This is a genomic window from Streptomyces sp. NPDC042638, assembly GCF_040647235.1.
Classification (GTDB): Bacteria; Actinomycetota; Actinomycetes; order Streptomycetales; family Streptomycetaceae; genus Streptomyces; species Streptomyces rameus.
On sequence record NZ_JBEZBT010000067.1, the window covers coordinates 1 to 13,209 of the forward strand.

Annotated in this window: 15 protein-coding genes; 10 read left to right on the forward strand and 5 right to left on the reverse strand. The window is 72.2% G+C overall.

The window, feature by feature from the left end:
* The coding region (locus tag AB0B40_RS33680) for a PH domain-containing protein (RefSeq protein ID WP_362267325.1) at positions 1-729 on the reverse strand (729 nt) is incomplete at its 3' end.
* 135 nt (positions 730-864) lie between these two features.
* On the opposite strand from AB0B40_RS33680, the gene deoC reads away from it, so the two are divergent.
* The 3 genes from deoC to AB0B40_RS33695 are packed head-to-tail and all read left to right on the forward strand — an operon-like array spanning position 865 to position 4,138.
* A complete protein-coding gene (gene deoC, locus AB0B40_RS33685; protein ID WP_345048233.1) occupies positions 865-1,824 on the forward strand; it encodes a deoxyribose-phosphate aldolase in 960 nt (319 codons plus the stop codon).
* Positions 1,825-1,830: 6 nt separating this feature from the next.
* Positions 1,831-3,261 carry an aldehyde dehydrogenase family protein gene (locus AB0B40_RS33690; protein ID WP_362267327.1) on the forward strand — a complete coding sequence of 477 codons (1,431 nt, stop codon included), beginning with the start codon at positions 1,831-1,833 and terminating at the stop codon, positions 3,259-3,261.
* Positions 3,254-4,138: an aldehyde dehydrogenase family protein gene (locus AB0B40_RS33695; protein WP_345048165.1), complete on the forward strand. Its 885-nt coding sequence runs from the start codon at positions 3,254-3,256 to the stop codon at positions 4,136-4,138. Before AB0B40_RS33690 ends, AB0B40_RS33695 begins: the two co-directional genes overlap by 8 nt.
* 90 nt (positions 4,139-4,228) lie before the next feature.
* On the opposite strand, the gene AB0B40_RS33700 is transcribed toward AB0B40_RS33695, so the two are convergent.
* Positions 4,229-4,624: a hypothetical protein gene (locus AB0B40_RS33700; RefSeq protein ID WP_345048164.1), complete on the reverse strand. Its 396-nt coding sequence runs from the start codon at positions 4,622-4,624 to the stop codon at positions 4,229-4,231.
* A gap of 127 nt (positions 4,625-4,751) precedes the next feature.
* Between AB0B40_RS33700 and AB0B40_RS33705 the strand changes: the two genes are divergently transcribed.
* Positions 4,752-5,387, forward strand: coding sequence for a uridine kinase (locus AB0B40_RS33705; protein ID WP_345048162.1), 636 nt, complete (start codon positions 4,752-4,754; stop codon positions 5,385-5,387).
* A gap of 184 nt (positions 5,388-5,571) precedes the next feature.
* Here AB0B40_RS33705 and AB0B40_RS33710 read toward each other — a convergent pair whose 3' ends face one another.
* Positions 5,572-6,309: a SigE family RNA polymerase sigma factor gene (locus AB0B40_RS33710; RefSeq protein WP_345048160.1), complete on the reverse strand. Its 738-nt coding sequence runs from the start codon at positions 6,307-6,309 to the stop codon at positions 5,572-5,574.
* A gap of 242 nt (positions 6,310-6,551) precedes the next feature.
* On the opposite strand from AB0B40_RS33710, the gene afsQ1 reads away from it, so the two are divergent.
* The 5 genes from afsQ1 to AB0B40_RS33735 all read left to right on the forward strand — a co-directional run bounded on the left by afsQ1 (position 6,552) and on the right by AB0B40_RS33735 (position 10,462).
* Positions 6,552-7,229 (forward strand): two-component system response regulator AfsQ1, encoded by a 678-nt coding sequence (afsQ1, locus tag AB0B40_RS33715; protein WP_184965132.1) that lies wholly within the window; start codon positions 6,552-6,554, stop codon positions 7,227-7,229.
* Positions 7,226-8,833, forward strand: coding sequence for a HAMP domain-containing sensor histidine kinase (locus AB0B40_RS33720; RefSeq protein WP_345048158.1), 1,608 nt, complete (start codon positions 7,226-7,228; stop codon positions 8,831-8,833). Before afsQ1 ends, AB0B40_RS33720 begins: the two co-directional genes overlap by 4 nt.
* Positions 8,830-9,432: a hypothetical protein gene (locus AB0B40_RS33725; RefSeq protein ID WP_345048157.1), complete on the forward strand. Its 603-nt coding sequence runs from the start codon at positions 8,830-8,832 to the stop codon at positions 9,430-9,432. The genes AB0B40_RS33720 and AB0B40_RS33725 overlap by 4 nt, the downstream gene beginning before the upstream one ends.
* A gap of 157 nt (positions 9,433-9,589) precedes the next feature.
* Positions 9,590-10,153, forward strand: a complete 564-nt coding sequence (locus tag AB0B40_RS33730) for a VanZ family protein (protein WP_345048156.1) — start codon at positions 9,590-9,592, stop codon at positions 10,151-10,153.
* Positions 10,154-10,261: 108 nt separating this feature from the next.
* Positions 10,262-10,462 carry a PspC domain-containing protein gene (locus AB0B40_RS33735; protein ID WP_345048154.1) on the forward strand — a complete coding sequence of 67 codons (201 nt, stop codon included), beginning with the start codon at positions 10,262-10,264 and terminating at the stop codon, positions 10,460-10,462.
* 90 nt (positions 10,463-10,552) lie between these two features.
* On the opposite strand, the gene AB0B40_RS33740 is transcribed toward AB0B40_RS33735, so the two are convergent.
* Positions 10,553-10,912 (reverse strand): ATP-binding protein, encoded by a 360-nt coding sequence (locus AB0B40_RS33740; RefSeq protein WP_345048153.1) that lies wholly within the window; start codon positions 10,910-10,912, stop codon positions 10,553-10,555.
* Positions 10,913-11,063: 151 nt separating this feature from the next.
* The gene (locus AB0B40_RS33745; RefSeq protein ID WP_345048152.1) at positions 11,064-12,260 is read right to left on the reverse strand and encodes an adenosine deaminase; all 1,197 of its coding nucleotides are present in this window, start codon (positions 12,258-12,260) and stop codon (positions 11,064-11,066) included.
* A gap of 134 nt (positions 12,261-12,394) precedes the next feature.
* Between AB0B40_RS33745 and AB0B40_RS33750 the strand changes: the two genes are divergently transcribed.
* Positions 12,395-13,156, forward strand: coding sequence for an alpha/beta hydrolase (locus AB0B40_RS33750; protein ID WP_345048150.1), 762 nt, complete (start codon positions 12,395-12,397; stop codon positions 13,154-13,156).
* Positions 13,157-13,209 lie beyond the last annotated feature (53 nt).

The window sequence follows — 13,209 nt, forward strand, 5'->3', positions numbered from 1 at the left end:
GCCGGCACCGCGCTGGACAGCCTGCTGCGGGCGCTCGGTATCCCCGGTGACCGCAACCGCGGGGGCGGCCACCTCGTAGGCCCAGCGCACGGTGACCTCGCCCTGCCCCGGCCCGGTCTCCCCGTGGCGCTCCAGGAGTTCCCGCAGGTCGTCCATGACCTGGTCGGTCTCGGCGCGGGTCGGGCCGGTGTCCGGTCCGCGCAGACTGAACCCGCCGAGACCGAGGCCGCCCGGGCCGAGGGTGCCCGGGCCGAGGGTGCCGCCCCGGCCGCCCGGTGTCACGCCCCGGGCCGCGTCCGACGCCGCCCGCTGCTGCCGGCGGGCCGCCTTCTTGCGGGCCCGCAGCGAGACGGGGACGGCCCACAGCTGGTACTTGGTGCCGGTCCTGGCGAGGACCTCGTTGGAGTAGCCGGAGCGCAGGCCGGCGACCTCCGCCCAGGGCAGGGTGATCACCCGCAGGGGGTTGCGGACCCGCAGCCGCTCCTCGTTCGCGAAGACCGCGGGGCGCAGCGTGAAGGCGACGATCAGCGGCACGATCAGGATCAGGCCGGCCAGCGCCAGCCACGGCGTGCGGCCGTCGCCCTTGAACAGCGCGTCGAAGCCCAGCCAGAGCACGACCAGGAGCAGCAGCACGCCGCCCGCCAGCCCCAGGGGCGAGCGGTAGATCCGGTCCCTGGCGGTGGGCGCCGGAGGCTGTGACGCGGGTGACGGGTGGTCCGGGGTGGTCATGGCCCGATTCTGCACGACAGCGCCGGGCACGTGGCCGCCCGCCCGGGAACCGGCGCTCATCCGTGATCTGCCGGCCGGTTACGAGCGGCGGGGGTGTACAGCCGCTACGCGCGTAGATATGCTCGTCTGGTGACCATGCCCACTACCGCACCCACAGCTCACGTTCTCTCGGACGTCACCGCGTCCGACGGCACGCTGCGCCGCTTCCTCCACGGGCTGCCCGGCGTCGACGCGGTCGGCCTGGAGGCGCGCGCCGCGTCTCTCGGTACCCGTTCCATCAAGACCACCGCGAAGGCGTACGCCATCGACCTCGCCATCTCGATGGTCGACCTGACGACGCTGGAAGGCGCGGACACCCCGGGCAAGGTCCGGGCGCTCGGCGCCAAGGCGGTCCACCCGGACCCGACGGACCGGACGACCCCCACGACGGCCGCCGTCTGCGTCTATCCCGACATGGTGGCCGTCGCCAAGGAGGCCGTCGCCGGCTCGGGCGTGAAGGTCGCCTCGGTGGCCACCGCCTTCCCGGCCGGCCGCGCCGCGCTCGACGTGAAGCTGGCCGACGTGCGTGACGCCGTCGCCGCCGGCGCCGACGAGATCGACATGGTCATCGACCGGGGCGCGTTCCTGGCCGGCAGGTACCTGAAGGTGTACGACGAGATCATCGCCGTGAAGGAGGCCTGCGGGACCAGCGCCCGGCTGAAGGTCATCTTCGAGACCGGCGAGCTGTCGACGTACGACAACATCCGCCGCGCCTCCTGGCTCGGCATGCTGGCGGGCGCCGACTTCATCAAGACCTCCACCGGCAAGGTCGCCGTCAACGCGACCCCCGCCAACACCCTGCTGATGCTGGAGGCGGTGCGCGACTTCCGCGCCCAGACCGGCGTGCAGGTCGGCGTGAAGCCCGCCGGCGGCATCCGCACCACGAAGGACGCCGTCAAGTTCCTGGTCCTGGTCAACGAGACCGCGGGCGAGGACTGGCTGGACAACCACTGGTTCCGCTTCGGCGCCTCCTCGCTGCTCAACGACCTGCTGATGCAGCGCCAGAAGCTGGCCACCGGCCGCTACTCCGGCCCCGACTACGTGACGGTGGACTGATCCCCCATGGCTTTTGAGTACGCACCCGCCCCCGAGTCCCGCGCGGTCGTCGACATCGCGCCCTCGTACGGGCTGTTCATCGACGGCGAGTTCACCGAGGCCGCCGACGGCAAGGTCTTCAAGACGGTCTCGCCGTCGACCGAGGAGGTCCTCTCCGAGGTCGCCCGGGCCGGCGCCGAGGACGTCGACCGCGCGGTGAGGGCCGCCCGCAAGGCGTTCGAGAAGTGGTCGGCGCTGCCCGGCGCCGAGCGCGCCAAGTACCTGTTCCGCATCGCCCGCATCGTCCAGGAGCGCAGCCGTGAGCTGGCGGTCCTGGAGACGCTGGACAACGGCAAGCCGATCAGGGAGACCCGCGACGCGGACCTCCCGCTGGTCGCCGCGCACTTCTTCTACTACGCGGGCTGGGCCGACAAGCTCGACCACGCCGGCTTCGGCGCGAACCCTCGTCCGCTGGGCGTGGCCGGCCAGGTCATCCCGTGGAACTTCCCCCTCCTGATGCTGGCGTGGAAGATCGCCCCGGCCCTCGCGACCGGCAACACGGTCGTGCTGAAGCCGGCCGAGACGACCCCGCTGTCCGCCCTGTTCTTCGCGGACATCTGCCGCCAGGCGGGCCTGCCCAAGGGTGTCGTCAACATCCTCCCGGGCTACGGCGACGCGGGCGCCGCGCTCGTCGCGCACCCGGACGTGAACAAGGTCGCCTTCACCGGCTCCACGGCCGTCGGCAAGGAGATCGCCCGCACGGTGGCGGGCACGGAGAAGAAGCTCACCCTCGAACTGGGCGGCAAGGGCGCCAACATCGTCTTCGACGACGCCCCCGTCGACCAGGCCGTGGAGGGCGTCGTCACCGGCATCTTCTTCAACCAGGGCCAGGTCTGCTGCGCGGGCTCCCGTCTGCTGGTCCAGGAGTCGATCCAGGACGAGCTGCTGGACGCCCTCAAGCGCCGCCTGTCCACGCTGCGCCTCGGCGACCCGCTGGACAAGAACACCGACATCGGCGCGATCAACTCCGCCGAGCAGCTGGCCCGGATCACCGCGCTGGCCGAGCGGGGCGAGGCGGAGGGCGCCGAGCGCTGGTCCCCGGCCTGCGAACTCCCCTCCTCCGGCTACTGGTTCGCGCCGACCCTGTTCACGAACGTCACCCAGGCGCACACCATCGCCCGTGACGAGATCTTCGGCCCGGTGCTGTCGGTCCTCACCTTCCGCACGCCGGACGAGGCGGTCGCCAAGGCGAACAACACCCAGTACGGCCTGTCCGCCGGCATCTGGACCGAGAAGGGCTCCCGGATCCTGGCCGTCGCGAACAAGCTGCGCGCCGGTGTCGTCTGGTCCAACACGTTCAACAAGTTCGATCCGACCTCGCCGTTCGGCGGTTACAAGGAGTCGGGCTTCGGCCGCGAGGGCGGTCGCCACGGCCTGGAGGCTTACCTCGATGTCTGACCGTCTGAGCGTCTTCAAGACCTACAAGCTGTACGTCGGCGGGAAGTTCCCGCGTTCCGAGAGCGGCCGGGTGTACGAGGTGACGGACTCGAAGGGCAAGTGGCTGGCGAACGCGCCCCTCTCCTCCCGCAAGGACGCCCGTGACGCGGTCGTGGCCGCGCGCAAGGCGTTCGGCGGCTGGTCCGGCGCGACCGCGTACAACCGCGGCCAGGTCCTCTACCGCGTCGCGGAGATGCTGGAGGGCCGCAGGGAGCAGTTCGTCCGGGAGGTCGCGGACGCGGAGGGCCTGTCGAAGTCCAAGGCGGCGGCGGTCGTCGACGCGGCCGTCGACCGCTGGGTCTGGTACGCGGGCTGGACCGACAAGATCGCCCAGGTGACCGGCGGCGCCAACCCGGTCGCCGGCCCGTACTTCAACCTCTCCTCCCCCGAGCCGACCGGCGTGGTCGCCGTCCTGGCCCCGCAGGAGTCGTCCTTCCTCGGCCTGGTGTCGGTCGTGGCCCCGGTGATCGCCACCGGCAACACGGCGGTCGTCATCGCGTCCGAGAAGTCCCCGCTGCCGGCGCTGTCCCTGGGCGAGGTGCTGGCCACCTCCGACGTCCCGGGCGGTGTGGTCAACGTGCTGTCCGGCCGTACGGCGGAGATCGCGGCGCCGCTGGCCGCGCACCAGGACGTCAACGCGATCGACCTCGCGGGCGCGGACGAGGCGCTGGCGAAGGAGCTGGAGATCGCGGCGGCGGACAATCTGAAGCGGGTCCTGCGTCCACAGGCTGTGGATTACTTCGAGACGCCGGGGATCGACCGGATGACGGCGTTCCTGGAGACCAAGACGGTCTGGCACCCGACGGGTTCGCTGGGCGCGTCCGGTTCTTCCTACTGACGGGACCGGTGCGGGGAACCGCGGAATCCGGCCGGGCGCGGGACGCTCCCGGCCGCTCGCGCGGTTCCCCGCACCCCTTTCCGGGACGCCTCAGTGCCCGAGCAGCTGCCCCACCACCGGCACGCTGCCGAGCGACCGCGCCTGCGCCAGCGGAGCCGTCAGCGTCCGGGAGCCGACGGGCTTGAAGTCGGCGAGCTGCGTGCCCACGCCGTTGTCCAGGGGGTCCACGCCCGTGCCCGCGAGCGGGTTGGGCTTGAGGCCGGCGACCGGGCCGGTGACGTAGCCGACCACGCCGGTCAGGGCCGTCAGGCCCGCCTGCGGGTCGACCTTGCCCAGCGAGGTGGGCCGCCACGGCACGTCCAGGATCGGGGAGCCGGCGCCCGCGTGGGCCGTGGCCGCGCCCGCGCCCAGCGCCGCTCCGGCGGCGGCGAGGGCGACCAGGGCGCGCTGCGCGGTGATGTGCTGGGGGGAGGTGTGTCGGGCCATCGCTGATGCCACCTTCTGGTGCGCAGGGTAATGATGTCGGCACTGAGGGTAGTTGAGGTGAGACTCACGCTCAAAAGCCGACCCGCGGGGTCGGCAGGGCGCTCGCCATGCGTCAAACTGGTGTTCCGTGAGCATTCATCCTCCGGCCCCCGCCCGTGTCGTGCTGCTGTGCGGCCCCTCGGGCTCGGGCAAGTCACTCGTCGCCGCCCGTTCCGGGCTTCCCGTGCTGCGCCTGGACGACTTCTACAAGGAGGGTGACGACCCGACCCTGCCCCTGGTGCAGGGGAGTTCGGACATCGACTGGGACCACCCGCAGTCGTGGGACGCGGACGTCGCCGTCGAGGCCATCGCCCGGCTGTGTGCGACGGGGTCGACGCCGGTGCCGGTGTACGACATCGCGCTGAGCGCCCGGACCGGCGAGGAGGCGCTGCACATCGGCCGTACCCCGCTGTTCATCGCGGAGGGCATCTTCGCCGCGGAGATCGTCGGGCGCTGCCGGGAACTGGGCCTGCTCGCGGACGCGCTGTGCCTGACCCGTGGACCGGTCACCACCTTCCGGCGGCGCTTCCTGCGGGATCTGCGGGAGGGCCGCAAGTCGGTGCCGTTCCTGCTGCGCCGCGGCTGGCGGCTGATGCGCGCGGAGCGGTCGATCATCACCCGCCAGGTGTCACTGGGTGCCCACGCGTGCGACCGGGACGAGGCGCTGGGCCGGCTCACGGCAGCGGCGGCGGGCCGGCAGGTACGCCAGCGGACGGTGGCCTGACCCCCGCCCTGGTCCTGGCCCTGACCGTCGCCCTCGTGACGGAACGCGGAACGGGACTGGTCGGACCCCCCGGCCCACCAGTCCCGTTCCTCTTGCTCCCCCGTGGTTCCCCCGTGATCCCACCCCCCGGTGGCCCGCGATTCCCCCGTTTCCCCCCTCAGGGCACCCCCGTGACCCCTGAGCCTCAGGCGACCAGCTCGCCGAAGGCGTCCTCCTCGGCACGGCCGAAGCTGAGGACCTCGTCCTCGCGCAGCCGGCGGAGCGACCGCCAGATGCTGGACTTGACCGTGCCGACACTGATGCCGAGTATCTCCGCGATCTCCGGGTCCGTGCGGCCCTCGTAGTAGCGCAGGACCAGCATGGTGCGCTGGAGTTCGGGCAGCCGGGCCAGCGCCTGCCACAGGACCGCGCGCAGCTCGGTACCGCGCATCGCGTCCGTCTCGCCGGGCGTCTCCGGCAGTTCCTCGGTCGGGTACTCGTTGAGCTTGCGGCGCCGCCAGGCGCTGATGTGCAGGTTCGTCATGGTGCGGCGGAGGTAACCGCCGACCGCCGCCTTGTCGCTGATCCGGTCCCACGCCCGGTACGTCGAGAACAGCGCGCTCTGCAGCAGGTCCTCGGCCTCGAAGCGGTCACCGGTCAGGTGGTAGGCGGTGGCGTACAGGGAGGCGCGGCGCTCCTGGACGTAGGCGGTGAACTCCGCCTCGCTCAGGGAACGACGCTCCCCCGGGGCCTCCCCGTACGCGGCTCCCCCGTGCGCTTCCCCCGTGTGCGCGTCAACCACCGTCATGTAGGCGGTGTGCTGACGCCCGGTGCCGCGAGCGCACCCCCGCGGGCTCACGGCACCGGACTTCTCGGATCCCCGGTTCACGTCGTGCAGACGCGTGACCACTGCGCTGGTGCTGATGCCGTGCAGCGTGTTCATCTCGCGCTCCCCCGTCGTGGACTCACCGGTGATTCGGTCTTGCCGGGCCGGTTCCGGCTCGCCGTCCGACCCGTGACCAAAAGACTGCCGGGGCCACTTCATGGCCGTGTCCGCCGACTGTCACAGACCTGTCACAGGGGCTCCTCCCAGGCCGGTCACACACCGCACACAGGTGGTGGCGCTGGAGAAGGCATGCCGTCAGCAGGTCGTACGACACCCCGTCCATGGGCCAGAATGAGCCCGTGCCTTCCCTGTTGCTGATCGAGGACGACGACGCCATCCGTACGGCCCTGGAGCTCTCCCTGACGCGCCAGGGACACCGGGTGGCCACCGCTGCCAGTGGCGAGGACGGTCTGAAGCTGCTGCGCGAGCAGCGGCCGGACCTGATCGTGCTGGACGTGATGCTGCCCGGCATCGACGGGTTCGAGGTGTGCCGGCGCATCCGGCGCACGGACCAGTTGCCGATCATCCTGCTGACCGCGCGCAACGACGACATCGACGTCGTGGTCGGGCTGGAGTCGGGGGCCGACGACTACGTCGTCAAGCCGGTGCAGGGGCGGGTGCTCGACGCCCGGATCCGGGCCGTGCTCAGGCGCGGGGAGCGTGAGTCCAGCGACTCGGCGACCTTCGGCAACCTCGTCATCGACCGGTCGGCCATGACCGTGACGAAGAACGGCGAGGACCTCCAGCTGACCCCGACCGAGCTGCGGCTGCTGCTGGAGCTGAGCCGGCGCCCCGGCCAGGCGCTGTCCCGCCAGCAGTTGCTGCGGCTGGTGTGGGAGCACGACTACCTGGGCGACTCCCGCCTGGTCGACGCGTGCGTGCAGCGGCTGCGCGCCAAGGTGGAGGACGTGCCCTCGTCCCCGACGCTGATCCGTACCGTGCGTGGTGTCGGCTACCGCCTGGACTCTCCTCAGTGACCGACACGCACAGGGGGCTGCGCGGCTGGACCGCGGGGCGCAAGGGAAGTCTGTCGCGGCTGCGGTTCACCAGCCTCAGGCTGCGGCTGGTGCTGGTGTTCGGACTGGTGGCGCTCACGGCCGCGGTGTCGGCGTCGGGCATCGCCTACTGGCTCAACCGGGAGGCCGTGCTCACCCGCGCCCAGGACGCGGTGCTGAACGACTTCCGGCAGGAGATGCAGAACCGCGCGGGCGCGCTGCCCGCGCACCCGAACCAGGACCAGCTGCAGCGTGCCGCCGGCCAGATGGCCGCCAGCAGCCAGCGCTTCAGCGTGCTCCTGGTCGCCCAGGACGCCGACGGCAAGACGGTGTACGGCAATTCGGGCGGCATCAACGGCTTCGCGCTGGAGGACGTGCCCGAGTCACTGCGCACGGCCGTGGCCAAGCGGCAGCCGGTGACCGGCTCCAACAAGGAGCCGTACCACCTGTACTGGCAGCGGGTCGTGGACCACGGCACGCCCTACCTGGTGGCCGGCACCCGCGTCATCGGCGGCGGTCCGAGCGGCTACATGGCGAAGTCCCTGGAGCCGGAGGCGAAGGACCTCAACTCGCTGGCCTGGTCGCTGGGCATCGCGACCGGGCTCGCGCTGATCGGTGCCGCGCTGCTCGCGCAGGCCGCCGCCACGACCGTGCTGAAGCCGGTGCACCGGCTCGGCGTGGCCGCCCGCCGGCTCGGCGAGGGCAGGCTGGACACCCGGCTGCGGGTCTCCGGCACCGACGAACTCGCCGACCTGTCGCGGACGTTCAACAACGCGGCCGAGGCACTGGAGCAGCGGGTCGCGGAGATGGCCGCGCGGGACGACGCGTCCCGCCGGTTCGTCGCCGACATGTCGCACGAGCTGCGCACCCCGCTCACCGCCATCACCGCCGTCACCGAGGTGCTGGAGGAGGAGCTGGAGTCGGAGGCCGGGGGCATCGACCCGATGGTCGAGCCCGCCGTCCGGCTGGTGGTCAGCGAGACCCGCCGGCTGAACGACCTGGTCGAGAACCTGATGGAGGTCACCCGCTTCGACGCGGGCACCGCCCGGCTGGTCCTGGACGATGTCGACGTCGCCGACCAGATCACCGCCTGTATCGACGCCCGTGCCTGGCTGGACGCGGTCGAACTGGACGTCGAGCGCGGCCTGCACGCCCGCCTGGACCCGCGCCGGCTGGACGTCATCCTCGCCAACCTGATCGGCAACGCGCTCAAGCACGGCGGGTCTCCGGTGCGGGTGACGGTGCGGCAGGCGGACGACTCGATGGAGATCCAGGTCCGCGACCACGGACCCGGCATCCCCGAGGACGTCCTCCCGCACGTCTTCGACCGCTTCTACAAGGCGAGCGCCTCCCGGCCGCGCTCCGAGGGCAGCGGACTCGGCCTCTCCATCGCCCTGGAGAACGCGCACATCCACGGCGGCGAGATCACCGCCGCCAACTCCCCCGAGGGCGGAGCGGTGTTCACGCTCCGGCTGCCACGGGACGCCTCGCGGCTGACCGAGGAGGACGGCGGGGACGTGGGGGACGTGGGGGACGGCACGCACAGCAAGACCGAGCGGGACGACTCGGGAAAGGAGGGGTCATGACCGTACGACGCCTGCTGGCGCTGCCCCTCCTGGGCGTGCTGCTCACCGGCTGCGGCATCCGGGCCACGGAGGTGCCGACCGACTTCGGGGCGGCGCCGTCCCGGGTGCCCTGCTCGCTGGCCGGGCCCGACGTGTCCGCGCAGTCCTCGCGCGGGGTGCCGGTGCAGGTCTTCCTGCTGTGCGGTGCCTCCCTGGTGGCCGTGGACCGCGCCGTACGGGTGCCGGAGGGCACCCCGGACGCCCAGCGCCGGATGATCGTGGCCCAGGGGCTGCTGGACCAGCTCGCCACGTCGCCGTCGGCCGCGGAACGCTCCGCGGGCTATACGACGTACGTACCGGGCGGCCTCGGCGTGCGCGGGCCCGGGCCGAAGGACCCCGAGGACGCGCTGCGCCTGAGCACCGCACCCTCGCGTCTGACCTCCTACGCCCTGGCCCAGCTGGTGTGCACCCTGTCCGACTCGGCGGCGACGGAGGACAACGGCTCGGTCATCCTGGGCGGCCCGGGGCCGGGCCCGCTGCGGCGCTACGAGTGCACCGACGACGTCCGCGACCACCCCGGTACCACCCGGCCGCCGTCCGGCGCGGTCACGGGCGGATAGCAGCCGCCCTGCCGCGGGCGTGCAGGGCCGCCGGAGCGGCGCCGCACCCCGCCCGCGGGGACCGCGCGCCACCCGGCCCCGCCCCGGACACAGCGGGTCTGCGCCAAAACGTTTCCACTGCGGAACCAATCCCGCCCGCCCTGGCGTCTTGGCAGGCGTGCAGCGTCAAGGCTCCATCGGCGGCAGCGCCGCGATCCGCATCCGGGTGACAGGAGGTGTCCTCCTCGTCGCGCACCTCGTCCTCGTCGCCTGGCTGATGCTGCGCCCCCTGGACGTCCCCTGGGTGATGCCCCCGAATCTGCGCCCGCTGGCGGGCATCCGGGCCGATCTGGCCCTGGGCTGGCCGGGGGCCGCCAGACCTCTCGGCGAGGGTCTCGCGCTGCTCGCGCCGCTGGGCGTGCTGCTGCCGGCGGCGCACGGCAGGCTCACCGTCTCCCCGCTCGCCTCGCTGATCCGTACGGCGGCGGCCGGTGCTCTGGTCTCCCTCGGTATCGCCCTGCTGCAGACCGGCGTGCCGGGCCGGGTCGTGGACGTCGACTCGCTGCTGCTGAACACGGCGGGTGTCGTCCTGGCCCACCTGGCCGTCGTTCCGGCGGGCCGGGCCCGGCTGCGGCGGCAGGAGGAGCGGGAGCCCGGGGAGACCGGGCAGGCGGCCACCGTCCAGGAGGAGCCGGCTCAGGGGCGTACCCCGACGATTCCCAGGGTCGGTATCGCCCCGTAGAGCGATGCTTCGTCCCGTTCGTCTCCGTACCGTGGAAGACAGTTGAAGGGTCCCGGCCCGGGCCCGCCACCGGCTCGTGAGCGAGCCGACGACCACGGAGGAGCCGACATGACCGCCCTTGCCCGCCCCACCCACGGCCGGATGATCGGCGGAGTCTGCGCCGCACTCGCCCGGCGTTTCGGCACCTCCGCCACGACGATGCGGGTGATCTTCCTGGTCTCCTGCCTGCTGCCGGGCCCGCAGTTCCTGGTCTACATAGCGCTGTGGCTGCTGCTGCCGTCCGAGGACAAGGCCCGTACCGCCTGGTGAGCAGCCCTCAGGCGCCGAGACGCGCGTACGCCGCTGGGGCGCTCCCGGACGGTTCCGGTGCGCCCCAGCGGCGTCGCACGGCCGACGGTGTCAGCCGAGCGGAATCCCGTTCACCGGCACCCCGTGCGTGGGCAGACCCGTCTTCTGCAGCGGCAGTCCGCCGAGCAGCTGGGCGACCGGCGCGGACGGTCCCTCGGCGAGGACCTTCTGCACGGCGGGCTGGGCGGCGGCCACCCCGGCGCCGAGGGCGCCCTGTCCCTGGGTGAGCGCCTGGGTGGCGCCCGGCAGCGCGCTGCCGACGTTCTCCGCCGGCAGCGTCTTGGTGACGGTGTCCAGGGCCTGCGTGGCGTCCGGGACGGCCGGGGCGGCGTTGGCCGCGCCGGCGCCGACGGCGGCGATGGCGGCACCGAGGGCGGTGACGCCCAGGGTCTTGGCGGCAGACTGCTTCATGGGGAATGTGTCCTTGCGAGCGGAGACGGATGATCACGAACGATCTGAGCGGTCCACGACCGTAAACATGCCGGACCACCCGCCGCAAACACCGAAATGCGGACGCCTTGTGAAAGCGCGTCCGCATTCCGTACCGGTCAGAGCCCGGCGGCTATGCCGGTGAACCGCCGGAACCGCCGGAACCGCTGGTGGAAGCGGTCTGCTGGAACAGCCATTCGGACTTCAGCTCGGCATGGCCGGGCTTGATCACGTCATTGATCATCGCGAGTCGTTCATCGAAAGGAATGAACGCTGATTTCATCGCATTGACGGAGAACCACTGCAGGTCGTCGAGCGTATAGCCGAACGCTTCGACGAGGTGCTCGAATTCCCGGCTCATGCTGGTGTGCGACATCAGCCGGTTGTCGGTGTTCACCGTGGCCCGGAAGTGCAGCCGTCGCAACAGCCCGATCGGGTGCTCGGCGTAGGAGGACGCCGCGCCGGTCTGGAGGTTGGAGCTGGGGCACAGCTCCAGCGGGATGCGCTTGTCCCGCACGTAGGAGGCGAGCCGGCCGAGCCTGACCGAGCCGTCCTCGCGGACCTCGATGTCGTCGATGATCCGCACCCCGTGCCCGAGCCGGTCGGCGCCGCACCACTGGAGCGCCTGCCAGATCGAGGGCAGCCCGAAGGCCTCGCCGGCATGGATGGTGAAGTGGTTGTTCTCCCGCTTCAGGTACTCGAAGGCGTCGAGGTGGCGGGTGGGCGGGTAACCCGCCTCGGCACCGGCGATGTCGAAGCCGACCACGCCGGAGTCCCGGTGGCGGTTGGCGAGTTCGGCGATCTCCAGGGAGCGGGCCGCGTGCCGCATGGCGGTCAGCAGAGCGCCGACCCGGATCCGGTGGCCGTTCTCCCGGGCCAGCCGCTCACCCTGCCGGAAGCCCTCGTTGACGGCTTCGACCACCTCTTCCAGGGTCAGCCCCGCGTCGAGGTGCTGCTCGGGCGCGTAGCGCACCTCGGCGTAGACGACCCCGTCCTCGGCGAGGTCCTCGGCACACTCGCGGGCGACCCGGACCAGGGCCTCCCGGCTCTGCATCACGGCGACGGTGTGCCGGAAGGTCTCCAGATACCGTTCCAGCGAGCCGGAGTCGGCGGCCTCCTGGAACCAGAGTCCCAGCTTGTCCGGGTCGGTCTCGGGAAGCTCGGTGTACCCGCTCTCCCGGGCGAGTTCGACGACGGTCCCCGGGCGGAGCCCGCCGTCGAGATGATCGTGCAGCAGTACCTTGGGCGCCCGGCGGATCTGGTCCGGCGTCGGAACGTGGGCCGGCACGGGCGCCGGGACGGCCCCCGTGGGTGCAGTCTGGCTCGTCATTTCCGCACTCTAACTCCTACGCGCGTAGAGCACCCGGCGCGCGCGTCGACTGTTTTCCGGCACTTTTCCGCCGATGCGGAACGGTGACCCCCAGGACGGGTTTCGTACACCCCGCCTTCTGACACTGTTCTGTCATGGGACAGCAAGCGAGACCGGTCCGAACGGCCGGGCTGGGAAAGGCGGTCGGCCCGGAGCCGACGTCGGTGAGCGGAGCGGTGCTGCTGCTCCCCGGCGGGGAGGAGGTCTCCGCCCGCCGGCCGTCCCCCGTCTGGGCGACGGCCTTCATCCGCTCCCTGGGCCGCGCGCTCGCCCGCGCGGGCCGCGGCGAGGGGCTGGCCGTCCACCCCGTCCGGTACCGCTACCGCGGCTGGAACGGCAGCGAGGCACATCTGGCGGCGGACGCCGAGTGGGCCGCCGACGAGGTCGTACGACGCTACGGGGACGTTCCCGTGTGTCTGGCCGGCGTGGACATGGGCGGACGCGCGGCGCTGCGGGTGGGCGGCCACGAGGCCGTCAACTCCGTGGTGGCACTGGCTCCGTGGCTGCCGGAGGAGGACGTCGCCGCGCCGGCCGAGCCGGTGAAGCAGCTGGTCGGACGGCGGGTACTGATCGCGCACGGCACGAACGACGAACGGACCGATCCCGAGCTGTCGTTCCGGTTCGCGGCGCGGGCGAAGAAGGTGAACCGGGAGGTGTGCCGGTTCGAAGTGCACTCCGACGGACACGGACTGCACGGCCACCGGAGCGAAGTGCTCTCCCTGACAGCGGACTTCGTGATGGGCGCCCTGTTCGGGTGCCCGGTGTCACGGCCGGTGGAGGACGCGCTGGCCGCACCACCGCCGATCGGCCTCCGCATGCCACTGGCCGCGGGCTTCGGCCGCTCGTTGAAGCGGTAGGGCCTGTCTGACCATTCCCGTCGCCGCCCGGAGGGCGGCCTCGCGGCGTCAGG

What these genes read in the sequence shown, in the direction of transcription:
- deoC (WP_345048233.1), top strand. Translation starts at nt 865, where the DNA reads ATGCCCACTACCGCACCCACAGCTCACGTTCTCTCGGACGTCACCGCG.
- AB0B40_RS33690 (WP_362267327.1), top strand. Translation starts at nt 1,831, where the DNA reads ATGGCTTTTGAGTACGCACCCGCCCCCGAGTCCCGCGCGGTCGTCGAC.
- AB0B40_RS33695 (WP_345048165.1), top strand. Translation starts at nt 3,254, where the DNA reads ATGTCTGACCGTCTGAGCGTCTTCAAGACCTACAAGCTGTACGTCGGC.
- AB0B40_RS33700 (WP_345048164.1), bottom strand. Translation starts at nt 4,624, where the DNA reads ATGGCCCGACACACCTCCCCCCAGCACATCACCGCGCAGCGCGCCCTG.
- AB0B40_RS33710 (WP_345048160.1), bottom strand. Translation starts at nt 6,309, where the DNA reads ATGAACACGCTGCACGGCATCAGCACCAGCGCAGTGGTCACGCGTCTG.
- AB0B40_RS33725 (WP_345048157.1), top strand. Translation starts at nt 8,830, where the DNA reads ATGACCGTACGACGCCTGCTGGCGCTGCCCCTCCTGGGCGTGCTGCTC.
- AB0B40_RS33735 (WP_345048154.1), top strand. Translation starts at nt 10,262, where the DNA reads ATGACCGCCCTTGCCCGCCCCACCCACGGCCGGATGATCGGCGGAGTC.
- AB0B40_RS33740 (WP_345048153.1), bottom strand. Translation starts at nt 10,912, where the DNA reads ATGAAGCAGTCTGCCGCCAAGACCCTGGGCGTCACCGCCCTCGGTGCC.
- AB0B40_RS33745 (WP_345048152.1), bottom strand. Translation starts at nt 12,260, where the DNA reads ATGACGAGCCAGACTGCACCCACGGGGGCCGTCCCGGCGCCCGTGCCG.
- AB0B40_RS33750 (WP_345048150.1), top strand. Translation starts at nt 12,395, where the DNA reads ATGGGACAGCAAGCGAGACCGGTCCGAACGGCCGGGCTGGGAAAGGCG.